Annotated in this window: 18 protein-coding genes and 1 tRNA gene; 10 read left to right on the forward strand and 9 right to left on the reverse strand. The window is 66.7% G+C overall.

Annotated elements, in window-relative coordinates; genetic code table 11:
- Positions 1 to 40: 40 nt before the first annotated feature.
- From fdh to nrfD, 3 genes are read left to right on the forward strand one after another with little or no spacing between them, the layout of a single operon-like run.
- Positions 41 to 3,355, forward strand: coding sequence for a formate dehydrogenase (gene fdh / locus AC1DGE_RS02305; RefSeq protein WP_441417626.1), 3,315 nt, complete (start codon positions 41 to 43; stop codon positions 3,353 to 3,355).
- Positions 3,356 to 4,366, forward strand: a complete 1,011-nt coding sequence (locus AC1DGE_RS02310) for a 4Fe-4S dicluster domain-containing protein (RefSeq protein ID WP_476908744.1) — start codon at positions 3,356 to 3,358, stop codon at positions 4,364 to 4,366.
- Positions 4,363 to 5,451 (forward strand): NrfD/PsrC family molybdoenzyme membrane anchor subunit, encoded by a 1,089-nt coding sequence (gene nrfD, locus AC1DGE_RS02315; protein ID WP_441417624.1) that lies wholly within the window; start codon positions 4,363 to 4,365, stop codon positions 5,449 to 5,451. Before AC1DGE_RS02310 ends, nrfD begins: the two co-directional genes overlap by 4 nt.
- A 62-nt stretch (positions 5,452 to 5,513) precedes the next feature.
- On the opposite strand, the gene selD is transcribed toward nrfD, so the two are convergent.
- The gene (gene selD / locus AC1DGE_RS02320) at positions 5,514 to 6,539 is read right to left on the reverse strand and encodes a selenide, water dikinase SelD (protein ID WP_441417623.1); all 1,026 of its coding nucleotides are present in this window, start codon (positions 6,537 to 6,539) and stop codon (positions 5,514 to 5,516) included.
- A gap of 42 nt (positions 6,540 to 6,581) precedes the next feature.
- Here selD and AC1DGE_RS02325 point away from each other — a divergent pair.
- From AC1DGE_RS02325 to AC1DGE_RS02340, 4 genes are all read left to right on the forward strand, one after another.
- Positions 6,582 to 6,676: transfer RNA gene (locus AC1DGE_RS02325), tRNA-Sec, on the forward strand.
- 39 nt (positions 6,677 to 6,715) lie between these two features.
- Complete coding sequence (selA, locus tag AC1DGE_RS02330; protein ID WP_476908743.1) at positions 6,716 to 8,047, forward strand: L-seryl-tRNA(Sec) selenium transferase; 1,332 nt, start codon at positions 6,716 to 6,718, stop codon at positions 8,045 to 8,047.
- A 3-nt stretch (positions 8,048 to 8,050) separates the two neighbouring features.
- Positions 8,051 to 9,841 (forward strand): selenocysteine-specific translation elongation factor, encoded by a 1,791-nt coding sequence (gene selB, locus AC1DGE_RS02335; RefSeq protein ID WP_476908742.1) that lies wholly within the window; start codon positions 8,051 to 8,053, stop codon positions 9,839 to 9,841.
- 54 nt (positions 9,842 to 9,895) lie between these two features.
- Positions 9,896 to 11,071: a hypothetical protein gene (locus tag AC1DGE_RS02340; protein WP_476908741.1), complete on the forward strand. Its 1,176-nt coding sequence runs from the start codon at positions 9,896 to 9,898 to the stop codon at positions 11,069 to 11,071.
- Here the strand turns inward: AC1DGE_RS02340 and AC1DGE_RS02345 are convergent.
- A complete protein-coding gene (locus AC1DGE_RS02345) occupies positions 11,022 to 12,044 on the reverse strand; it encodes an LLM class flavin-dependent oxidoreductase (protein ID WP_476908740.1) in 1,023 nt (340 codons plus the stop codon). The genes AC1DGE_RS02340 and AC1DGE_RS02345 overlap by 50 nt on opposite strands.
- Positions 12,045 to 12,428: 384 nt before the next feature.
- Here AC1DGE_RS02345 and AC1DGE_RS02350 point away from each other — a divergent pair, with 384 nt between their 5' ends.
- A complete protein-coding gene (locus AC1DGE_RS02350; RefSeq protein WP_476916892.1) occupies positions 12,429 to 12,716 on the forward strand; it encodes a rhodanese-like domain-containing protein in 288 nt (95 codons plus the stop codon).
- Between the two features lie 167 nt (positions 12,717 to 12,883).
- On the opposite strand, the gene AC1DGE_RS02355 is transcribed toward AC1DGE_RS02350, so the two are convergent.
- Complete coding sequence (locus tag AC1DGE_RS02355) at positions 12,884 to 13,459, reverse strand: MarR family winged helix-turn-helix transcriptional regulator (RefSeq protein ID WP_476908738.1); 576 nt, start codon at positions 13,457 to 13,459, stop codon at positions 12,884 to 12,886.
- Positions 13,460 to 13,680: 221 nt separating this feature from the next.
- On the opposite strand from AC1DGE_RS02355, the gene AC1DGE_RS02360 reads away from it, so the two are divergent.
- A complete protein-coding gene (locus AC1DGE_RS02360; protein ID WP_476916815.1) occupies positions 13,681 to 14,637 on the forward strand; it encodes an FUSC family protein in 957 nt (318 codons plus the stop codon).
- Between the two features lie 689 nt (positions 14,638 to 15,326).
- Positions 15,327 to 15,551 (forward strand): hypothetical protein, encoded by a 225-nt coding sequence (locus AC1DGE_RS02365; protein WP_476916816.1) that lies wholly within the window; start codon positions 15,327 to 15,329, stop codon positions 15,549 to 15,551.
- Positions 15,552 to 15,643: 92 nt separating this feature from the next.
- On the opposite strand, the gene AC1DGE_RS02370 is transcribed toward AC1DGE_RS02365, so the two are convergent.
- From AC1DGE_RS02370 to AC1DGE_RS02395, 6 genes are all read right to left on the reverse strand, one after another.
- Entirely contained in the window at positions 15,644 to 16,690 is a 1,047-nt protein-coding gene (locus AC1DGE_RS02370; protein ID WP_476916817.1) for an MsnO8 family LLM class oxidoreductase, read from the reverse strand.
- A gap of 377 nt (positions 16,691 to 17,067) precedes the next feature.
- Complete coding sequence (gene nrdF / locus AC1DGE_RS02375) at positions 17,068 to 18,042, reverse strand: class 1b ribonucleoside-diphosphate reductase subunit beta (RefSeq protein WP_018773326.1); 975 nt, start codon at positions 18,040 to 18,042, stop codon at positions 17,068 to 17,070.
- A gap of 90 nt (positions 18,043 to 18,132) precedes the next feature.
- Complete coding sequence (gene nrdE / locus AC1DGE_RS02380) at positions 18,133 to 20,253, reverse strand: class 1b ribonucleoside-diphosphate reductase subunit alpha (RefSeq protein ID WP_441417869.1); 2,121 nt, start codon at positions 20,251 to 20,253, stop codon at positions 18,133 to 18,135.
- Between the two features lie 80 nt (positions 20,254 to 20,333).
- Positions 20,334 to 20,828: a class Ib ribonucleoside-diphosphate reductase assembly flavoprotein NrdI gene (gene nrdI / locus AC1DGE_RS02385; RefSeq protein WP_476916818.1), complete on the reverse strand. Its 495-nt coding sequence runs from the start codon at positions 20,826 to 20,828 to the stop codon at positions 20,334 to 20,336.
- Positions 20,829 to 20,870: 42 nt separating this feature from the next.
- Positions 20,871 to 21,116: a glutaredoxin-like protein NrdH gene (nrdH, locus tag AC1DGE_RS02390; protein ID WP_018773329.1), complete on the reverse strand. Its 246-nt coding sequence runs from the start codon at positions 21,114 to 21,116 to the stop codon at positions 20,871 to 20,873.
- 478 nt (positions 21,117 to 21,594) lie between these two features.
- A complete protein-coding gene (locus AC1DGE_RS02395) occupies positions 21,595 to 22,092 on the reverse strand; it encodes a hypothetical protein (protein WP_441417598.1) in 498 nt (165 codons plus the stop codon).
- Positions 22,093 to 22,446 lie beyond the last annotated feature (354 nt).

A 22,446-nucleotide genomic window follows, 5' to 3' on the forward strand; every position in this document is an offset into this window, starting at 1 on the left:
CACCCTGTCGTTGGGGCCCCGGATTGTGTAGGCTCCTGCCATGGCTCGGCGCAGTTTTCTTCAGTGGCCGGTCGTCCGGCAGTTCAGCACGGGCGATCTGCTGGGACGCGGCCCGGCGGTAACCTCCCCGCGGACGAGGGACATCACCCCGCGCACGGCCACCGCAGACCGCGTCGTGCAGAGCGTGTGCCCGTATTGTGCCGTGGGCTGTGGACAGCGGGTCTACGTCAAGGACGAAAAGGTCGTTCAGATCGAAGGCGATCCCGATTCGCCGATTTCCCGTGGCCGGTTGTGCCCCAAGGGCTCGGCGAGCGAGCAGTTGGTCAACTCGCCGGGCCGGCAGACCGAAGTGCTCTACCGTGCGCCACGCTCCACCCAGTGGCAGCATTTGGATCTGGAAACGGCCATCGACATGGTGGCGGACCGCTTCGTCGATTCCCGCCGCCGGACCTGGCAGCAGGAAGACGCAAGAGGCCGGCTGCTTCGACGCACCATGGGCATAGCCTCGCTGGGCGGGGCAACTCTGGACAACGAAGAGAACTACCTGATCAAGAAACTCTTCACGGCTGCCGGAGCAGTGCAAATCGAGAACCAAGCCCGCATTTGACACTCCTCCACGGTTCCCAGTTTGGGAGCCTCGTTTGGACGCGGTGGTGCGACGCAATCACTGCAAGACATGGCCAACGCCGACTGCATCATCATTCAGGGTTCCAATATGGCCGAATGCCATCCTGTGGGATACCAGTGGGTTGCGGAGGCCAAGGCCCGCGGAGCGAAGGTCATCCACGTCGACCCCAGGTTCACGCGCACCTCGGCCGTCGCGGATAAGCACATCCCCATCCGGGCCGGCTCTGACGTTGTCCTCCTGGGCGCGCTGATTAACTACGTGATCACCAACGACCTGTGGTTCAAGGAGTACGTCAGCGCCTATACGAACGCGGCCACGCTGGTTCACGCCGATTACCGCGACGCCGAGGACCTTGGCGGCCTGTTCTCCGGCTATGATCCCGAAACCGGAGCATACGACATGGCGTCATGGTCGTACGCGGAACAGGGCGGAGGCACCATCGGGGACGCTGGGGCGGGCACCGAGCACGGCTCCCACGCGTCGGATCGGGCCGCGGGAGACCAGTTCGGCAGCGGCGGCCCCGCCCTGGAACACGCCCAAGTGCAACGTGACGATACCCTGCAGGACCCCCGGACCGTCTTCCAGATCCTGAAGCGCCATTACGCCCGTTACACCCCGGAGATGGTCCAGGACATGTGTGGCATCAACGCCAAGGACTTCGAGTATCTGGCCCACGCCATCACGGAAAACTCGGGGCGCGAACGGACAACGTGCTTTGCCTACGCCGTCGGCTGGACCCAGCACACGCTCGGAGCGCAGTTCATCCGGGCCGCCGCTATCCTGCAGCTTCTGCTCGGCAACGTGGGCCGCCCGGGCAGCGGAATTATGGCCCTGCGCGGGCATGCAAGCATCCAAGGCTCCACGGATATTCCAACCCTGTTCAACCTGCTGCCCGGTTACCTGCCGATGCCCAGCGCCGGACGCCACGACACCTTCAGCGAATACCTGGATGCGATCGCGTCGAAGAAGCAGAAGGGCTTCTGGGCGGACGCCGACTCCTACGTCATCAGCCTGCTGAAGGCCTGGTGGGGCGACGCCGCGACCGCGGAGAACGACTGGGCCTACGACTACCTTCCCAGACTGACAGGAGCGCACGGCACGTACCAGACGGTGATGGACATGCTCGAGGACAAGGTGGAGGGCTACTTCCTGCTCGGACAGAACCCCGCCGTAGGTTCGTCCAACGGCCGGATGCAACGCCTTGGCATGTCGCACTTGAAGTGGCTGGTGGTGCGCGACCTGAACCTCATCGAGTCGGCGACCTGGTGGAAGGACGGCCCGGAGATCGAATCGGGCGAACTGCGCACCGAAGACATCGAGACCGAAGTGTTCTTCCTGCCTGCAGCAAGCCACGTCGAAAAGGCCGGCTCGTTCACGCAGACCCAGCGGCTGCTGCAGTGGCGGCACCAGGCGGTGGCACCGCCTGGTGCGTGTCAAAGTGAATTGCAGTTTTTCTTTGAGCTGGGCCAGCGGATCCGCGAAAAACTGGCGGGTTCGGAGGATGAACGCGACCGTCCGCTGCTCGACCTCACCTGGGATTACCCCACCGACGAACACGGCGAGCCCGACGGCGAGGCGGTGCTGGCCGAGATCAACGGCCGCCACCTCAACGGCCCGGACGCAGGCAAACCGCTCTCCGCGTATACAGAGCTGCGCGCCGACGGTTCCACGTCGGCGGGCTGCTGGATCTACACCGGCGTCTACGCCGACGGCATCAACCATGCCGCCAACCGGAAACCGGGCCATGAGCAAGGGCCTGCCGCCTCGGAATGGGGCTGGGCCTGGCCGGCCAACCGCCGGATCCTCTACAACCGGGCGTCGGCCGACCCGGCCGGTAAACCGTGGAGCGAGCGGAAGAAATACATCTGGTGGGACCAGGAGCAGGGACGTTGGGTCGGAGACGACGTTCCCGACTTCCCGATTGACCTTGCACCGGGCAGCCAACCCGACCCCGATCTCGGTGGTCCGGCCGCCCTGACAGGAGATGATCCCTTCATCATGCAGTCAGACGGCAAGGGATGGTTGTTCGCGCCGAAGGGCGTCGTCGACGGCCCCCTTCCCACCCACTACGAACCGCAGGAATCGCCGGTGGCCAATGGCCTTTACCCGCAGCAGCAAAATCCGGCCCGGCTGGTGTACCCCCGCGCAGACAACCTCAGTGCACCAAGCGCCGGTACCAGTGGCGCGGGCGTCTACCCCTACGTCTTCACCACGTACCGGCTGACCGAGCACCACACGGCCGGCGGAATGAGCCGCTGGTTGCCGTACCTCTCGGAGCTGCAGCCGGAAATGTTCTGCGAGGTCTCTCCCGAGCTGGCCGCTGAGCGCGGGCTTGAGCCGTACGGGTGGGCCACCATCATTTCGGCCCGCTCCGCCATCGAGGCGAAGGTGCTCGTCACCGAGCGGATGAAACCGCTGGCCGTCGGCGGCCACACCGTCCATCAGATCGGGTTGCCGTACCACTGGGGCGTCGGAGCGGATGCTGTGGTCAGCGGTGACGCGGCCAATGACCTGTTGGGCGTGACGCTGGACCCCAACGTCCAGATCCAGGAATCCAAGGCCGCCTCCTGTGACATCCGTCCGGGCCGCCGGCCCCGCGGGGCGGAGCTGCTTGCCCTGGTTGCTGAGTACCAGGCCCGGGCCGGAGCGACGACCGAGACCGGGAACCGACTCGTTACCGATCCGCGCGGCACCGTTCCGGATGCCGACTCGATGTTGGAGGATTAGATGGGCCAGCTGTCCGGACCGACCGACCCCGCCGCCGATGCCCGGTGGGAGGACCAGCAGCCGCGCAAGGGGTTCTTCACAGACACCTCCATCTGCATCGGCTGCAAGGCCTGCGAAGTGGCCTGCAAGGAGTGGAACCACAACCCCCACGACGGGAACCTGGAGCTGCTGGGATCCTCCTATGACAACACCGGAGGACTCGGCGCCAGCACCTGGCGGCATGTCGCCTTCGTTGAACAGGGCCAGGAACGCATTACCGAGGCGCGGGAATCCGGGCGCGCGCTGGTCAACCTCGGCATGCCCCGCATCGGGCCTCCCCCGACGGCGGCGTCCGCCGGGGCGGACCTGGCGAATGTGGATACGACGCCGCCGGACACGGCAGACTTCCGTTGGTTGATGTCCTCCGATGTCTGCAAGCACTGCACGCACGCCGGGTGCCTTGATGTCTGCCCGACCGGAGCGCTGTTCCGCACGGAGTTCGGCACGGTGGTGGTCCAGGACGATGTGTGCAACGGCTGCGGAACCTGCGTGGCCGGGTGTCCCTTCGGCGTGATTGAGCGCCGCAGCGACGGCATGGTGGCGGTGGCCGCCCAGCGGGAGGAGCCGCACGCCAAGCAGTCCGCCGTCCCCAACGTCGGCGTCGCCCAGAAGTGCACGCTGTGCTACGACCGGCTGGTCGACGATGAGACGCCCGCTTGCGCTAAAGCCTGCCCGACGACGTCCATCAAGTACGGCAACCATGACGACATGGTGGAGACGGCCCGGGAACGGGTCGCCGCCCTGCACCAGCAGGGACTCACGGAAGCCAGGCTCTATGGTGCGAACGAACTCGACGGCATCGGCGGAACCGGAGCGGTCTTCCTCCTGCTCGACGAACCGGAAGTGTACGGGCTTCCGCCGGATCCGAGGGTGCCAACCGCCGATCTGCCGCAGATGTACCGGCGGGCCGGTATGGCCGTCGCCGGCATGGCCGCCGCTGCGGCGCTGGCTTTCCTGGGAGGGCGCGCGTGACCCACTCTGAGTTCGACAGCTTTCGGCCGCCCGAGCCTGCCCGCCGGCGTCGGGCTGGCGGCAAGCGCGGCACCGGCCGCCGCGACGGCGGTGACGGTTCCCGAGAAATGCCTATGGTCCCGGAGCCGGAATTCACCTCGTACTACGGCCGTCCCGTGGTCAAACCGGCACCCTGGACCGAAGATGTGGCCGCCTACCTGTTCCTTGGCGGCGTGGCGGCCGGCTCTGCACTGCTCGGTCTCGGCGGCCAGCTGACCGGGCGGCCGACGCTGCGCCGGAATGCCCGGCTGAGTGCCCTGACGGCAGCAAGCATGGGCACCGTTGCGCTGTTGAAGGATCTGGGCAGGCCGGAGCGCTTCCTGAACATGCTGCGGACCATCAAACTGACCTCGCCGATGAGCGTGGGCTCGTGGATTCTCAGCGCATTCAGCGTGGGCGCGGCGGTCTCGGCGGCAGCGGAGGTCGATCGGATGACCGGAGCGCGGTTGCCGCTGGGTCCGTTGCGGAACCTGCTGTACGCGGTCGAGGGACCGGCCGGCTTCGAGGCCGCGTTTTTCGCCGGACCGCTGGCGGCGTACACGGCGGTCCTGCTCGGTGACACGGCCACCCCCACCTGGAACGCCGCGCACGAGGAACTGCCCTTCGTTTTCGTGAGTTCCGCGGCCCTCGCTTCTGCCGGGCTCGCGATGATCACGACTCCGGTACAGGAGGCGGGCCCGGCCCGGAAACTTGCGGTGCTGGGCGTGATGGGTGACGTGGTGGCCATGCGGGTGATGGAGCACCGGATGGACCCGGTGGTCGCCGAGCCCCTGCATCAGGGCAAGGCCGGTGTCATGCTGAAATGGAGCGAGCGGCTAGCCGCTGCGGGCGGACTGGGGGCACTGTTGGGCGGACGCAACCGGGCGGTGGCCGCGGCCTCGGGACTGGCACTGCTGGCCGCCTCGGGGCTGACCCGGTTCGGGGTGTTCGAGGCCGGCCTTGCCTCGGCTCGGGACCCGCGGTACACGATCGAACCGCAGAAGAACCGTCTCGCCGCCCGCCGCGCCGCCGGCATCACCGGAGACTCGATCACCACTGCCGGCTGACGAGTCCGCTGTGCTCTAGGGGATGCTGATCTAGAGGACCGTGGGTTCAGGAGATCCCGGGTTCAGCGGATTTCGATGCCCTGACCGACGAAGGTATGCCCGATCACTGGATAGCCTGGCACCTCGCCGACCACGAGCAAGCCGCCGGAAGTCTGCGCATCGGCAAGCAGCAGCAGATCGTCTTCAGTGACGCCCGCCTCGGCCCGCAGGTGGGGTCGAACCCAATCGAGGTTGCGCCGCGTCCCGCCGGAGACAAAGCCGTCCCGCAACGCCTCCCGGGCGCCCTCGACGAGTGGCACGGCCGCCCGGTCGATCACTGCACCCACTCCGGAGGCGCGGCACATCTTGTACAAATGTCCAAGCAGCCCGAAACCCGTCACGTCCGTGGCCGCCCGCACGCCGGCCGCCACCGCGGACTCGGCGGCGTCGCGGTTGAGGCGCGTCATCGTCGCCACGGCTTCCGCGAACACTTCACCGGTCTGCTTGTGCCGGTTATTGAGCAGTCCGACGCCGATCGGCTTCGTGAGGGTGAGCGGCAGCCCGGGCCGGGCGGCGTCGTTGCGCAGCAACCGGTCCGGATGGGCGACGCCGGTGACCGCCATGCCGTATTTCGGCTCGGGATCGTCAATCGAATGCCCGCCAATCACCGGGCACCCCGCCTCGGAGGCGACGCTCAGGCCGCCGCGGAGCACTTCAGTCATCAACTCGAGCGGCAGCACGCCGCGCGGCCAACCGACGAGGTTGATTGCCATGATCGGGCGGCCGCCCATGGCGTAAATGTCAGAGAGCGCGTTGGCGGCAGCAATCCGGCCCCAGTCAAAGGCGTCGTCGACCACGGGAGTGAAGAAGTCGGCGGTGGACAATACCGCCAGGTCGCCGCGCACCAGGACGGCGGCTGCGTCGTCGCCGCTGTCAAGACCCACCAGCACGTCCGCTCCTGGCTGGCCGGTAAGGCCGCGCACCGCTTCTTCGAGTTCGCCGGGCGGAATCTTGCACGCGCAGCCCCCACCGTGGGCATAGCCGGTGAGCCGGACTGCTCCGACGCCGTCGTTTTTGAGCTGCGGAATAGACGTCTCGGTCTCTTTCACACCCCTAGGCTACCCCCGGGGGCAATCTGCTACATTGAACGCGGTGGCGTCCGGGTCCTGGTGGGCCCCCCGGTCTTCAAAACCGGTGAGGCTGAGTATCTCGGCCTGGCGGGTTCGATTCCCGTCCGCCTCCGCCAACCACCGTCACGCAATGCCGCGGAAGGAAGAGGGACTGTGTGGACCAGGTCGATCCCCGCCGCCTGATTCCGCGCACCGACGATCTGCTGGCATTGCCGGCCGTCCGCGCGGCCCGGAGTCGTCTGAGTGCACAACTCATCGGTGAACTCGTCCGGCAAACCCAGGAGCGGGCGCGGCGCGGTGAACTCGCTCCCGGCCAGGTGGAACCGGCCCTGCTCTCCGCCGTCGCCGCACGCAGGGCGACCACCCTGCGCCCGGTGCTCAACGCAACCGGCGTAGTCGTCCACACCAACCTCGGCCGCGCCCCGCTGTCCGCGTCCGCGGTCGAAGCACTTGTCGCAGCCAGCGGCTACGTCGACGTGGAGCTCGACCTGGCAACCGGCAGCCGCGCCCGCCGCGGCGCCGGTGCCCGGGCCGCATTGCTCGCCGCCTGTCCCGCTGCCGAGGACGCTCTGGTGGTCAACAACGGGGCTGCGGCGCTGGTGCTGGCCACCACGGCCCTCGCCGCCGGCCGGGAGGTGGTGCTGAGCCGCGGCGAACTGGTTGAGATCGGTGCCGGCTTCCGGCTTCCCGACCTGATCGAATCAACGGGCGCGACACTGCACGAGGTGGGCACGACCAACCGCACGCACCTGCGGGACTACGCCGACGCCATCGGACCAGCCACCGGCTGCCTCCTCAAGGTCCACCCGAGCAACTTCCGGGTGGACGGATTCACCTCCGCTGTTCCATTGGACGAACTGAGCAGGCTCGCCGCGGCGCACGGGGTCGCCCTCGTGGCCGATCTCGGCAGTGGACTGCTGGCGCCCGATCCGCTTCTTCCCGCAGAACCGGACGCTGCCACCGCGCTGGCAAGCGGGGCCGACGTCGTGATCGCCAGCGGCGACAAACTCCTGGGCGGACCCCAGGCCGGTCTGCTGCTCGGCCGGACGGAGATCATCTCCCGGCTGGCACGCCACCCGCTGGCCCGAGCAGTGCGGGCCGATAAACTGGCCCTCGCGGCGCTGGAGGCGACGGTCGCGGGTGAAGCACCGCCGGTTGTCCGGGCCCTGCACGCGGACCCGGAGTGGTTGCGGAACCGTACCGCCCGGCTTGCCGCGGCACTCGGGGTACCGGTCGTCGCGCACGACGGCCGGGTCGGCGGCGGCGGAGCGCCCGGCGTGGCACTGCAGGGGTGGGCGCTCCGGCTACCCGAAGCGCTCGCGGCGCCCCTGCGAACCGGCGACCCGGCCGTGCTCCCGCGCGTCCATGACGGCTCCTGCCTGCTCGATCTGCGCTGCGTGCCCGAAGAGGACGATGACCGGATACTCGACGCGGTGCGCCAGGCGCTGGCGACCCTCACGGATTCGGATGCAGGCAGGGCGGGCTGAACCGTGCATGTCGTTGCCACGGCCGGACACGTCGATTGCGGCAAGAGTACGCTGGTGCGCGCGCTTACCGGCATGGAACCGGATCGCTGGGAGGAAGAGCGGCGCCGTGGACTGACCATTGACCTGGGCTACGCCTGGACCACGTTGCCTTCCGGGCAGGATGTTGCCTTCGTGGACGTACCGGGCCACGAACGATTCCTCGGGAACATGCTCGCCGGAATCGGACCTGCTCCCGTCGTCTGCTTCGTCGTCGCTGCCGATGAAGGCTGGCAGGCGCAGTCAAGCGACCACCGGGACGCCGTCGCGGCGCTGGGCATCGAGTACGGCGTCGTAGTCATCAGCCGCACCGACCGGGCACCCGGTCAGGTTGGTGAAGTGCTTGCCCGGACGCGCAGAGAGCTGGCCGGGACAGGCCTGGCGGATGCGCCCGCAGTGGCTGTGTCTGCCATCGAGGGCACCGGGCTGACCGAACTGCGTGCCACGCTCGACGGCGTTCTGGCCGGGGTGCCCGCCCCCGCCACCACGGGCCGGCTCCGGCTGTGGGTGGACCGCTCGTTTACCATCAAGGGTGCCGGAACCGTGGTGACCGGAACTTTGGCAGCGGGAACCCTTGCTAAAGGTGACCGGCTGGAGCTGCTTGGCCACGATGGCTCGCGGTCCGTCGTGGTCCGCGGCCTGCAAAGCCGCGACACGTCGTACTCCTCGCTGGGGCCGGTCAACCGGGTGGCACTGAACCTGCGCGATGTTTCCGCCGCCGACGTCCGACGGGGAGACGCGTTGCTGACCCCCGACGCGTGGCCCGTCACGGGCGTCCTGGGCATCCAGCGCACAACCGGCGTGGCCTACACGGACGTACCGGAGCAGCTCATGGTGCATGCCGGAACCGCTGCCGTGCCGGCCCGGCTGCGTCCCTTCGGTGCCGACCACGCCCGGCTTGTCCTGGACCGGCGCCTGCCGCTCGTTCTCGGAGACCGTCTGGTGCTGCGGGACCCCGGGACCCGCTCGGTGCTGGGCGGCGCGCAGGTGCTCGACGCCGATCCGCCGGCCTTGCGGCGGCGCGGGGACGGCGTCCACTGGGCTGAGCGGCTCGCAGGCATGGACGCCGCCGGAGACGTGCTTGGGGAAGTGGCAGGCCGCGGGGCCGTGCAGGAAGAGCACCTGCGTCGGCTCGGGCTATTGTCTGCGCACGAGGCGGCGCCACCCGGCGTCCGGGTTCTCGGCGACTGGTGGGTGCACGCTCCCCTCTTCGAGGCATGGCAGCGTCGGCTGCGTACGGCGCTCGGGGAACTGCAGGAGCGCGATCCTCTCGCCCCGGGCCTTTCCCGGGGCGCGGCCCGGGACCTTCTCCAACTGCCCGATGAGCGGCTTCTTGACCCGGTCATCCGCGAAGCAAGTCTCGAACGGGAGGGCGGCCACGTCCGGCTGCCAGGGACCCAAGGCAACCTGGGCGCCGCCGGGCCGGCGGTCGCCGAGCTGGAGCGCAGGCTCACTGCAAACGCCTTCCATGCCCCGGAAACCGATGAGCTGGCCGCACTGGGCCTGGGCGCCCGGGAGCTCGCTGCCGGCGAGCGCACCGGGCGGCTCTTGCGGTTGCGCGACGGGGTGGTGCTGCTGCCTACGGCCCCGGCCCTGGCGATGCGCGAACTGGCCCGCTTGGAGCAGCCCTTCACCACCAGTCAGGCACGCCAGGCCCTCGGCACAACTCGACGGGTCGCGGTCCCCTTGCTTGAATATCTGGACTCGCGCGGCTGGACCCGGCGTCTGGATGCCGGTCACCGCACCGTGATGCGGTGACCCCCGGGCTTTTAGCCTCTCGCCCCCAAAGGCCGCGAGTCCTACTGTGGAACCATGGACGCCGCAGCCGCCAACGCCTTGGCCATTCCGCAGGTCTCAGTGCACCGTCCCACTACGGTCGCTGAAGACACCATCACCCTCGCCGCCGGGGTCTGGCTCCTCGGCGGGACGTACGTGGACGGCTGGGCCCACAACAACCTCCACGACCTTGAGACCTTCTTCACGCCTTGGCACGCGGTCCTCTACTCGGGCTTTGCTGCCTGCGCCCTCTGGCTCGCCGCCCTGACGTGGCGCCGGCACGCACCGGGCATGCGGTGGACGGAAGCGATCCCGGCCGGCTACGGACCCGCCGCTGCAGGCGTCTTCCTCTTCCTTGCCTCCGGGGTGGCCGACTTCGCCTGGCATTCGGTCTTCGGAATTGAGCAGAACCTCAAGGCGCTGTTCAGCCCGTCCCATCTGGGACTTGCTGCGGGCGCATTCCTGATCCTCAGCGCGCCGTTTTCCGCCGCATGGCACGCGCCAGAGCGGTCACGGCCACAGCTGGTGCCGGCCGTCGTGAGCGCGATGCTTTCGGGCATGGTTGCGGCGTTCATCCTGCAGGAATTCGCTGTCTTCGCGCGCCATGGCCTCGTCCAGACGTACACCGGCTCCGCAGCCCAGCCCGCGGTGACGGCTCCGACGTCGTCGGCCATCCTGGTCGCCTTGGGATCGTTCTTCGTCTCAACGGCCGTGCTCTTCGTGCCCGTCCTGTTGCTGTCGCTGCGCTGGCGCCTGAACGCAGCGGTGCCCGCGGCCATGGCACTCGTACCCTCCGTAGCGATGCAGCTTATGGTCGCGATGCGGGACGCCTGGCTCGTGCCGGTGGCCATCGTCGGTTCCGTGCTCGTGGGAGTGGTGTGGGCGGTGGTCCGCCCGGCCCCGGGCCACCAGGCAAGGCTCATGACCGCGGCGGCGCTCTCGCCCGTCGTGTTCTGGGCCGCCTACTTCGCCGGTGTGGCACTCCACGATGGGGCCCTCAGCTTCTCCGCCGAGATTTGGGGCGGGACGCTCGCCTGGACTGGGCTCGAGATGCTGGGGCTGGCCTTGCTCGCGCTCAAAGGGGGCGCTCCGGCACGCGTACAGCACCAGCCAACCACGCCACTAATTCAGCAGTCTCCCGGGGGGAAGCTGCCACGCGGGGTCAGCGCCAGCCGAGCTGCGGCGCCACATACTTCAGAATCGACTCGATGACGTGGGCGTTGTAGTCGACACCGAGCTGGTTCGGGACCGTGAGCAGTAGGGTGTCTGCCGTGGCGACCGCCTCGTCCTCCGCCAGCTTCGCGGCCAGCTCATCCGGGGCACCCGCGTAGGAGCGGCCAAATACCGCGCGCGTATTCTCGTCGATGTTGCCCACCTGGTCCGAGCTGCGGCGGTCGCGGCCGAAGTATTGCCAGTCGCGCTCGTCCGTCAGGGCGAAGATGCTACGGCTGACCGAAACGCGCGGCTCCCGCTCGTGCCCCGCCTCCTTCCAGGCCTGCCGGTAGCGCTCGATCTGCTCGGCCTGCTGGACGTGGAAGGGCTTGCCGCTCTCGTCATCCTTGAGTGTGGAGCTCTGCAGGTTCATGCCGAGCTTCGCCGCCCAGATAGCCGTGGCGTTCGAGCCGGAACCCCACCAGATGCGCTCACGCAGGCCCTCCGAATGCGGCTCCACGCGCAGCAGGCCCGGAGGGTTCGGGAACATCGGGCGGGGGCTCGGCGCCGCGAAGCCCTCGCCAGTGAGCACCTCGAGCAGGCGCTCGGTGTGCCTGCGGCCCATATCGGCGTCCGACTCGCCCTCGGCGGGGGCGAAGCCGAAGTGACGCCACCCGTCGATGACCTGCTCGGGTGAACCCCTACTTATGCCCAGCTGCAGCCGGCCGCCCGAGATCAGATCGGCCGCACCGGCGTCCTCCGCCATGTAGAGCGGGTTCTCGTAGCGCATGTCGATCACGCCGGTACCAATCTCGATGCGGCTGGTCCGTGCCCCGATGGCGGCGAGCAACGGGAATGGGGAGGCGTACTGCCGCGCGAAGTGGTGGACGCGGAAGTACGCGCCGTCCGCCCCCAGCTCCTCGGCCGCGACCGCAAGATCGATCGCCTGCAACAGCGCGTCCGACGCGCTGCGCGTGCCGGACTCCGGGTGGTCGGTCCAATGGCCAAAGGACAGGAATCCGATGTTTTTCACACCACGGTCCAACCTCTTGTTCGGGGTTCTTATTCCCGCGGGGCCCCAGCCTCGCACCTCATCCCGCGGCACGGGCCGACTCCGCCGCGAGAGGCCGGGCATGGCCGTAGTGCGTGACTGACGTGTATTGACATGATTCCCTCCATGCCCTTGGATTGATGACCAAAATAGCTCATGGTTCCGCTTGGGGGTGGAACGACAGACGGATCAGCAGGCAGAGCGAGGAAAACCGTGACGCAGTGTGAAATCTCCGATGACGGCGTTCCGATCTGCCAACGGGTCCTAGATCCGAGCGCTTCCCCTGCAACGCTTACGATCAACGAATTACTACTTGAGAGCCGCATGGGGCTCGAGCGTGTTCACGCTTCGGATCTTGAGCGAGAGATGGCAGCGGGCGCCCTCGTTGTCGACACGCGGCCGGTCGATCAGCGAGACCGCGACGGTGATCTTCCGGGAGCGGTCGTTATTGACCGAAACGTTCTCGAGTGGCGGCTGGACCCTTCCGGCCCCCACCGGCTCCCGATCGCTGACAACCCCGCACGGCGGATCGTGGTGGTCTGCAATGAAGGTTACAGCTCCAGTCTCGCTGCACACACCCTGCGACGGCTGGGACTGACCCGCGCGACCGACCTTATCGGCGGTTTCCAAGCCTGGGCAGCGTTGCGCAAATAGTCCCCTAAACAAGCTGCCGGCGTCGGGAGTCGGCAGGGCTGATGACTACCGCGCATCGCGCGGTAGCTCTTCGTCCTCAGGTTGGAGCAGCGCGCCGTTGGTGGTCTACCACGCGGAGCCCGGTAGCGCGTCGGCTGATGCTCACCCGAAGCGCGCGCTGTTGCGGCTCATCCGGACGGCTCGAGCGCGCCGTTCCGCCGGTCCTTGCTGGACCCGGCTTGGTGGCCTCGTCCTTGCTCCCACACCGAGGTCAGTGCCCGCAGGGGACCGGCCAAGCCCTCGATGGCCCAGGCCGGGGCTTCAGCGAGTAGGGCATCTTCGAGGGCGAGCTGGGCGGGAATCACCTCGTCCACGAGCGCGGCGCCAGTGTCGGTGAGGACGAGCAGGGACGAGCGGCCGTCGGCCGGGTTGGCCGTCCGGCTCAGCAGTCCCCGAGCCTGGAGGGCGTTCAGCCGCATGGTGATCGCCGAGCGCGGGGCAAGCAGCGTCTGGGCCAGCGTCGTTGGGCTCAGAGGTTCGCCCGTACGGCGCAGCGCGGAAAGCACGTCCAGCTCGCCGCGGGTGAGCCCGTAGTCGGCGAGGAAGGCGTCACTGGCTTCGAGGATGAGGCGGGAAGCGCGCAGCACGCGGTGGATCACCCCGAGGCTGGTGAAGCTCAGGTCCGGGCGCAGCAGGGCCCACTCACGCTGCATCCGGTCTACGACGTCGCCATGCGCGGGCAGGCTGTCTGCGTCCAGGTCCATCCGGCTCCTCCGCGCCTCCGTGGCGGTCGCCTCGGTCAACTCAATAGTAGTTCATACGTGTAGTAACCTTGAGGTACTTCATTCCTGTACCACCTCGGAAGGTTAAAATGACGCAGGCCACCCCCACGCGGTCCTGGTGGGCGGCAGTCTTCGATCTGGGCCCGCATGCCGGCGCCCATTGGACCGCCCTGCGCGCTAGCCTGACGATTTTCGTACCGCTGGTGGCTTGCTTGGCGTCCGGTGGCGGCGACCTGCTGCTGTATGCGGCGATCGGTGCCTTCACCGCACTGTACGGCCGACACGAGCCGGCTCGGGTACGCCTAGCCATGCAGGCGCAGGCGGGCGTGGTGCTGGTGGTCGGCGTCGTCGTCGGCGCCCTAGTCGCGACCGTCCCGTTCCGGCTCTGGCTGCTCGTCCCGGTCGCGGCCGCCTGGGCCTGCGTCGCGGTAGTGCTAGCCGAGCTAGGCCGATGGCATCCGGCCGGAGCTCTCAACCCGGTCTTCGCTCTCACAGCCTCGGCCACGGTCCCGATCGCGCTGAGCGCGGTGCCCGCAGCCGCCCTCGCTGCGGCTGGCGCGGCCGTCTTTGCGCTGCTGCTCGCCCTCCCGGGTCGCACCGCCCGCGACGGCGGCCTCCCGGTGCGGTATCGGCTGTCGTGGCGCGGCCTACGCCCGTCCGACCCGGTGGGCCGCCACGCCGCCCGCTATCTGCTCGGTATCGCCGCCGCCGCCCTCGCCGTCGCGACCAGCGGCATCGGCCACCCCTACTGGACCTTCGTCACGGCATCCGTCCCCATGTCGGCACCCGACCTGCACGCCAGCCTCACGCGCGCTGCCCAGCGGGTGATCGGCACCGCCGCCGGCCTCGGCGTCGCAGCCCTCGTCCTGGCCGCCCACCCCAGCAGCTATGCCGCGATCATCGTGATCGCCGTGCTCCAGGCGTGCACCGAGCTGACAACCGGGCGCAACTACAGCCTCGGCCTGGTCTTCTTCACCCCGATGGCCCTTCTGCTCGGCGATCTCATGCTGCCCGCCTCGATCGGCACCCTCCTGACTCAGCGGGCCCTCGAGACCGTCGTTGGCCTCAGCATCGCCTTAGCCGCCACTGTCATCACCCACGAAAGGCGCACTCGTACGAGCCAGACCCCACCGCGCGATCATGTGCTCGACCACGTGTAAAGGCGGCCGCGTGGAGGCGAACCTGCCCACAGCCGCGGGGCTCCTTGTCGCGGGCGTGTTCAGTAGAGGCTCGATCAACGGCAGATGAGTGCACTCACAACCCGAATAGGGACACACCCAGTAAGACTGCGAAGCGAACTGGCTCTTTACGGATGGGACAGCTACTTCTGGAGGGAGTCGGGTGCACGGCTGTTCCACCCTGCTTAGCTCCCAATCTTGGATGCTGTCCCCTGGCCCGCTAGGTATGGCCAGATGATGATGAGCCCCCCGTAAGGCCGCCCGCGACGGCACCACGTGCGGGTGCGGTTCCGAATGAGAACGCAAGACGACCTCACGCGCCGGCGGGAGAGGATCCGACGATGCCTGCCGGACGGTCTCCCTGCCGCTCTGATACCGCTTTGCCAGCCCCGGATGGACAAACCCTCAACGCCGGCGTCTCTGCGGATCTTGGCAAACAGCTTCATGCGCACCCTCGCCCGGACAGCCCAATACACACTGCCGGGGTGCGCATTGACCCTATCCCTCTCCAGCGCTCCTTAAAGTCGCCCGGCCGCGTCCGGGTCATACCTGAGCTGCCGGGCATACGCTGAGGTGATTGAGGCTTTACGAAAGGATGAACCAACGACCGGGAGCAGCGAAGACAGCTTCAACGGCTTTATAGTTCCGAACCCGCCAAGTTCAGCGACGACGTGCCGGGCGACGTCGGCGACGAAGCGAACGAGATCCGCTTCAGCGAAGAGGAAGCCCTGATCGAGGAACAAGCCCACGGCATCTTTCCGGATGCTTACCGCGTCCCCGGAATGCCCAATATGTCCGAGGCGATCGGGAACATCGACCTGCCCCCGGAGGACCTCGGCGCAACACCAGACAGCGACGCCAGCGACGATCCCCTGCACGGCGGTGCCGAGCAGTAGCTCCTCCACCACAGCGCGTTTATAGGACCGGGCCAGGCCGGAATGGCTGCTCCCGCTGGGAGGGCGCTAGGAGGCGTCAAGTCAGGCGGGCGTCAATGCGATGCGGCGAATCCACGGCGGTCTTCCATGCTGCGGTGCTCGTCTTGGGGGAAGAGCCCGGCCAGGATCCGGTCGGATTCCGCCTGTGCCGCGACATCGAAGGCTCCGCCTGTGATCAGCAACTCGTTGGCTCCGGAGGTCGCGAGCAGGTGCTGGACTTGGGTCCGCACCTCGGAGGCCGTGCCGTAGAGCGATGTGGACAGGCTCCTTTCGACCGCTTCCTTTTCCCGGGGAGTCAGCCCGGCCCACTCGGTCGGACCCACGGGCGCCAAGGCAGCGAATTCGCCGGTGGTCCTGGAGCGGGCCTGCGCGACGGCTTCGGGCAGAAGCAGTTCCCTCGCTGCCTGGCGGGTGGCGGCCACTGCTACGTTGGCGGAAACCAGGATATAGGGCCGCTCGAACCAGCGTGATGGACGGAACTGTGAGCGGTACCTTTCCAGCGCCGGGAGTGTGCCGTTCTGATCCGTCCGGAACACGGCCGGCCCGCCCAGCACCACAGCCAGGCCCGCACGGGCTGCAATATCGATTCCCGAACCAGTGGCCAGCACGAATACCGGTGTAGCCGAATCGTTTCGCGGCCGGGCAGTGATGGGCGCGGCTCCGGACAGGTAAGCCAGCAGTTGGGCCAGCTGCTCTTCAAACCGCTCCGCGTCCTGTTTCCCGGCGCCCAGCGCATTCCGGACTGCCGGGGTGAAACCGACAGACCGGCCGACGCCCAGGTCGATCCGTGCGGGATGCAGAGCCTCCAGCGTGGCCGCCTGTTCGGCCACCACGAGTGGTTGGTGGTTGGGGAGCATGATGCCTCCTGAACCGACCCGGATGGAATGCGTCCGGGCAGCAACGGCGGCCATCAGCACGGCCGGAACGGAACCGGCAATGCCTGGCACCGCGTGGTGCTCTGCAACCCAGAAGCGGTGGTAACCCCATTCCTCGGCCCGCTGGGCCCGTTCCAGCACCCGGTTCAGGGCGTCCGCAGCAGGAAACCCGTCCCGTGCGTTGGCACGGTCGAGAATGGAAATCCGGGGAAGGGGAAGGGCCATACTCTTGGAACCACTCCGGGCGAGGAAGAATTCCGCTCCGGGACGCGGGTTCGGAGTCCGGGTCCCGGCACTGTCCAACCTCATGTGTGCGGACGGCCGAGGGCAGGTCCCCGGGTGCCTCGTTCTCGTGTTCTAAGTCGAAGCTGCGGTACCCACGGCCGAGGGGGCGGAGCGCGTGTGGATGTCTCGTCCCCCGGGCCAGCCCAGTCAGCGCGTGGGCGTGTCCGTGGTCAATCTCGTGGTGAAAGACGACCGCGCCACTGCTACAAACCATGGACGAAGCTCACGAAGCGAGCCCTGCACGATTCATCGCGCAGGGCTCGCTTCAGTGACACCTACTTGGAGGAATGCCAACTAGCTTCCGATCCCACAGAGGACTAGAAGTCCCAGTCATCATCCTCAGTGTTAACAGCCTTGCCGATCACATACGACGACCCCGACCCGGAGAAGAAGTCGTGGTTCTCGTCCGCGTTGGGTGACAGGGCCGACAGGATCGCCGGGTTCACGTCGGTGACGGAGGCCGGGAACATGGCCTCGTAGCCCAGGTTCATCAGCGCCTTGTTGGCGTTGTAGTGCAGGAACTTCTTGACGTCCTCGGCCAGGCCGACGGAGTCGTAAAGGTCGTGCGTGTACTGGACTTCGTTCTCGTACAGCTCGAAGAGGAGCTCGAAGGTGTAGTCCTTGATCTCCTGCTTGCGCTCCTCGGAGAGACCTTCCAGGCCCTTCTGGAACTTGTAGCCGATGTAGTAGCCGTGCACGGCTTCGTCGCGGATGATCAGGCGGATCAGGTCGGCCGTGTTCGTGAGCTTGGCCCGTGAGGACCAGTACATCGGAAGGTAGAAGCCGGAGTAGAACAGGAAGCTCTCCAGCAGCGTCGAAGCCACCTTGCGCTTCAGCGGGTCGTCGCCCTGGTAGTAGTCCATGACGATCTGGGCCTTCTTCTGAAGGTTCTCGTTCTCGGTGGACCAGCGGAACGCCTCGTCGATCTCCTTGGTGGAGGCCAGCGTGGAGAAGATGGAGGAGTAGCTCTTGGCGTGCACGGACTCCATGAACGCGATGTTCGTGTAGACAGCCTCTTCGTGCGGGGTGAGGGCGTCCGGAATGAGCGAGACGGCGCCGACGGTGCCCTGGATGGTGTCCAGCAGGGTCAGGCCGGTGAACACGCGCATGGTGAGCTGCTGCTCGTCCGGGGTCAGCGTCGCCCACGACTGCACGTCGTTGGACAGCGGCACCTTCTCCGGCAGCCAGAAGTTGTTGACCAGGCGGTTCCAGACGTCAACGTCCTTGTCGTCCTGGATCCGGTTCCAGTTGATCGCCTCGACGTGGCTAAGCAGCTTGACCTTCTCGGTCATGTCATCCCCTCAATGTTGGGTTGTTCTCTAAGTTAAAGCGTACGACGGCGGGCGGGCGCCCGCCGTCGTACTCACGCCTTCAGCGGCTGGTTACAGCATGCAGCTGACGCAGCCCTCTACCTCGGTCCCTTCCAGCGCGAGCTGGCGTAGACGGATGTAGTAGATGGTCTTGATGCCCTTCTTCCAGGCGTAGATCTGGGCCTTGTTAATGTCGCGCGTGGTGGCGGTGTCCTTGAAGAACAGCGTCAGGGACAGGCCCTGGTCCACGTGCTGCGTGGCGGCGGCGTAGGTGTCGATGACCTTCTCGTAGCCGATCTCGTACGCGTCCTGGTAGTACTCGAGGTTGTCGTTGGTCAGGTACGGCGCCGGGTAGTACACGCGGCCCAGCTTGCCTTCCTTGCGGATTTCGATCTTGGACGCCACCGGGTGGATCGAGGAGGTGGAGTTGTTGATGTAGGAGATCGAGCCGGTCGGCGGGACGGCCTGCAGGTTCTGGTTGTAGATGCCGTGCTCCATGACGGAAGCCTTCAGCTCGCGCCAGTCATCCTGGGTGGGGATGTGGATGTGCGCGAACAGCTCGGCGACCTTCGCCGTCTGCGGGACCCATTCCCGGTCCGTGTACTTGTCGAAGAACTCCCCGGACGCGTACTTGGACTTCTCGAAGCCGCCGAAGGTCTGGCCGGTCTGGATGGCCAGCAGGTTCGAGGCCCGGACAGCGTGGTAGACCACCGAGTAGAAGTAGATGTTGGTGAAGTCCAGGCCCTCTTCGGACCCGTAGTGGACCCGCTCGCGGGCCAGGTAGCCGTGCAGGTTCATCTGGCCGAGGCCGATCGCGTGGCTCTGGTCGTTGCCGCGGGCAATCGAGGGCACCGAGGTGATGTTGGACATGTCCGAGACTGCCGAGAGCGAGCGGATGGCCGTCTCGATGGTCAGGCCGAAGTCCGGCGAGTCCATCGCCTTGGCGATGTTCATCGAACCCAGGTTGCAGGAGATGTCCTTGCCGGTCTGGTCGTAGGACAGGTCATCGTGGTACGTCGTCGGCTGGGAGACCTGGAGGATCTCCGAGCACAGGTTGGACATGATGATCTTGCCGTCGATCGGGTTTTCCCGGTTCACGGTGTCCTCGAACATGATGTACGGGTAGCCGGATTCGAACTGGATCTCGGCGAGGGTCTGGAAGAACTCGCGGGCCTTGATCTTGGTCTTCTTGATCCGGGAATCGTCCACCATCTCGTAGTACTTCTCGGTGACCGAGACGTCGGAGAACGGCATGCCGTACACCTTTTCGACGTCGTACGGCGAGAACAGGTACATGTCCTCGTCCTTCTTGGCCAGCTCGAAGGTGATGTCCGGGATGACGACACCCAGGGAGAGGGTCTTGATGCGGATCTTCTCGTCCGCGTTCTCGCGCTTGGTGTCCAGGAAGCGGTAGATGTCCGGGTGGTGGGCGTGCAGGTACACCGCGCCGGCACCCTGGCGGGCACCGAGCTGGTTGGCGTAGGAGAAGCTGTCCTCGAGGAGCTTCATCACGGGGATGACGCCGGAGGACTGGTTCTCGATCTGCTTGATCGGCGCGCCGACCTCGCGGATGTTGGTCAGTGCGAACGCGACGCCGCCGCCGCGCTTGGAGAGCTGCAGCGCGGAGTTGATGGACCGGCCGATCGACTCCATGTTGTCTTCGATGCGGAGCAGGAAGCAGGAGACCAGCTCGCCGCGCTGCTTCTTGCCCGCGTTCAGGAACGTGGGGGTGGCCGGCTGGAAGCGGCCTTCGATGATCTCGTCCACCATCTGCAGGGCAAGCTTCTCGTCGCCGCGGGCCAGGTGCAGGGCCACCATGCAGACGCGGTCCTCGTAGCGCTCCAGGAAGCGCTTTCCATCGAACGTCTTGAGCGTGTAGGAGGTATAGAACTTGAACGCGCCAAGGAAGGTCTCGAAGCGGAACTTCTTCTTGTAGGCGCGGTTGAACAGCTCGCGGATGAAGTTCATCGTGTACTGGTCGAGGGTTTCCCGCTCGTAGTACTCGTTCTTGACGAGGTAGTCGAGCTTTTCCTCGAGGTCGTGGAAGAACACGGTGTTGTTGTTCACGTGCTGCAGGAAGTACTGGTGGGCAGCCTCGCGGTCGGCCTCGAACTGGATCTCGCCGTTGGGGCCGTAGAGGTTCAGCATGGCGTTGAGCTCGTGGTAGCCCAGGCCCTGGTAGGCGGCCGGCATGGCCGGCTTCTCGCCAGCTACGGTGTGCTTCTCGACGGCGGTATTGCTGGCCTTACCGGCGGTGCCGTGGGAGTCCCCGGTCACTTCGGTGTCTGCGACAGTCGTGTCCAAAATTCTTCCAATCCTTGTTGTACTCGGCTGACGTCTTCCGGCGTCCCCATGAGTTCGAAACGATATAGGTGCGGGACCTGGCACTTGGCGGCGACGATGTCCCCGGCCATGCAGTAGTTGTCCCCAAAGTTCGTGTTGCCCGCCCCGATCACTCCACGGAGCTGTTGCCGGTTCCTCGGATCGTTCAGAAAGCGGATGACCTGCTTCGGAACCGATCCTTCTCCCCCGGTCCCCCCGTAGGTGGGAAGCACCAGCACGTAGGGCTCGGTCGCCACCAGCCCCGGTTCCCTCGCGTGGAGGGGGATGCGGGCGGCGTCGACACCCAGCTTCGCAACGAAGCGTTTGGTGTTCTCGGAGGTGGAGGAAAAGTAGATGAGGTGGCTGCTGGTGGTTCGGACCGGGTCCGGATTTCCGGCGCCTGCTGCCAGCGGCGTGTCAGCTGTTGCCGCTGTAACCGGTGCCATCGGAGTCACCTCATCTGACGTGCTTGTGCCGTGTGCTGGCTTTCAGGCGACCGCGACGGCGGCAGCCTGTGCCAGTTCTTCGATCTTGTCCGGGCGGAATCCGGACCAGTGGTCCTGGTCGGTGACGACGACCGGGGCCTGCATGTAGCCCAGGGACTTGAGGCGCTCAAGGGCCTCGGCATCCTGGGAGATGTCGACGCTCTGGTAGGCGATGCCCTTCTTGTCGAGAGCGCGGTAGGTGGCGTTGCACTGCACGCAAGCCGGCTTCGTGTAAACCGTAACGGTCATGTCCTTCAGTCCCCTTTGTTGAAATCTGTGGTTCGTGTCCGGTGGGGCCTGACCGGAACAGGAATCCTTATCCGTTACTGGCCTCGCCTGGCGGTCTGCAACCGCTCCGCTCGAACTGTATGTCGATACTACATGTAGTGCAAGAGTCCCGCGCGGACCCCAAGATGATGTATTACAAGTATGTCATTTAACCCACTTTTAATCCACAGCCCAGGGCCTTCAAAATGTCCGGATTTCAGCCGTTTTCGAGGACGAAATCCACACCCTGTGGAGTACTTAGCCACAATTAACCGCCCCGCGTGTCGCATTTTGGACGGCGTGTCGCAGGTGCGTCGCAGCAGGCCGCGGAGTGGCACGAAGCACCACATCCAGTGGGCGAAGGCACAGCAAGAGCCACCCCGAGTGTCCGGACCGGGATGGACGGGTTTGGACCCGAGGCGGCGGCGCGCTGCCCTCGGCAGGCGGCGCCCGGCCGGGTCTAGTCCGCCGGACGCAGCGAGGTGATCATCTGCCGTAGCGAGTCGTACTCCTCGGTTCCCGTATAGGACTCCGGGGTGTCGACGTCGGGCGTGTCCCCCGGTGTCGTAAGGAGCGGATCGTAGACGCCGCTGAAGGCCGCCACGCCCGGCGGCCAGTTGAAGAACTGGAAAATCGGGCAGGCGCTGGGGCCGGCCGGCAGCGGTGCGGAGGTGATCCCGTAGGACAACGGGGCCGGCCTTGAGGGGTAGGACTCATGGTCGTCCCGGCCCTCGAACACAAAGCGCGGCTTCACACCGTTCCGGGCAAGCGCCGGCAACTCCTGTGAGTCCATCAGGGCATAGGGCAACTTCCGGGTGCAGTTCGCCTTGGTCACAATGTTGGTCCGCAGGGTGGCGATCGACTTGCGGGCGCCGGTGAGGACTTCGATGAAGACTCCCCCGGGCGCTGCCTCGCGGGCCCGGTCCTTGACGGTCCAGTCCGGCGGGTAGTCGAACATAAGCGTGCCATCCGGCGTCGTGTAGGTCTTCCAGTCGGCCTGCCCTGTCGGCCGGGGTGAAGCCTGGGCCAACGGTTTCAGGCCCGGCTTCGAGCTTGCGGACGAGGCGGCCGGCGACGGTGCAGCTGTCCCGGTACCCGTTGGCGGGCCACTGGGGGAAGAACAGGACGCCAGCAGAAAAGCGACGCAAAACCCTACTGAAACTGCCCTGACGGACTGTGCGGACCGACGCATGGCGCCCTCCCCTTTTGGGTGCGACTACTCCATCCAAGTCTGCGTTGTCCCAGGCCAGGAACAAGGGTCTTTGGGCCTCCGGAGCGGAACGGGGCGGCCCAACACCGGCCCCGCCAACAG

This window comes from Arthrobacter sp. 05N425 (assembly GCF_056397125.1).

What these genes read in the sequence shown, in the direction of transcription:
- AC1DGE_RS02310 (WP_476908744.1), top strand. Translation starts at nt 3,356, where the DNA reads ATGGGCCAGCTGTCCGGACCGACCGACCCCGCCGCCGATGCCCGGTGG.
- AC1DGE_RS02340 (WP_476908741.1), top strand. Translation starts at nt 9,896, where the DNA reads ATGGACGCCGCAGCCGCCAACGCCTTGGCCATTCCGCAGGTCTCAGTG.
- AC1DGE_RS02350 (WP_476916892.1), top strand. Translation starts at nt 12,429, where the DNA reads ATGGCAGCGGGCGCCCTCGTTGTCGACACGCGGCCGGTCGATCAGCGA.
- AC1DGE_RS02355 (WP_476908738.1), bottom strand. Translation starts at nt 13,459, where the DNA reads ATGGACCTGGACGCAGACAGCCTGCCCGCGCATGGCGACGTCGTAGAC.
- AC1DGE_RS02370 (WP_476916817.1), bottom strand. Translation starts at nt 16,690, where the DNA reads ATGGCCCTTCCCCTTCCCCGGATTTCCATTCTCGACCGTGCCAACGCA.
- nrdF (WP_018773326.1), bottom strand. Translation starts at nt 18,042, where the DNA reads ATGACCGAGAAGGTCAAGCTGCTTAGCCACGTCGAGGCGATCAACTGG.
- nrdE (WP_441417869.1), bottom strand. Translation starts at nt 20,253, where the DNA reads ATGCCGGCCGCCTACCAGGGCCTGGGCTACCACGAGCTCAACGCCATG.
- nrdI (WP_476916818.1), bottom strand. Translation starts at nt 20,828, where the DNA reads ATGGCACCGGTTACAGCGGCAACAGCTGACACGCCGCTGGCAGCAGGC.
- nrdH (WP_018773329.1), bottom strand. Translation starts at nt 21,116, where the DNA reads ATGACCGTTACGGTTTACACGAAGCCGGCTTGCGTGCAGTGCAACGCC.
- AC1DGE_RS02395 (WP_441417598.1), bottom strand. Translation starts at nt 22,092, where the DNA reads ATGTTCGACTACCCGCCGGACTGGACCGTCAAGGACCGGGCCCGCGAG.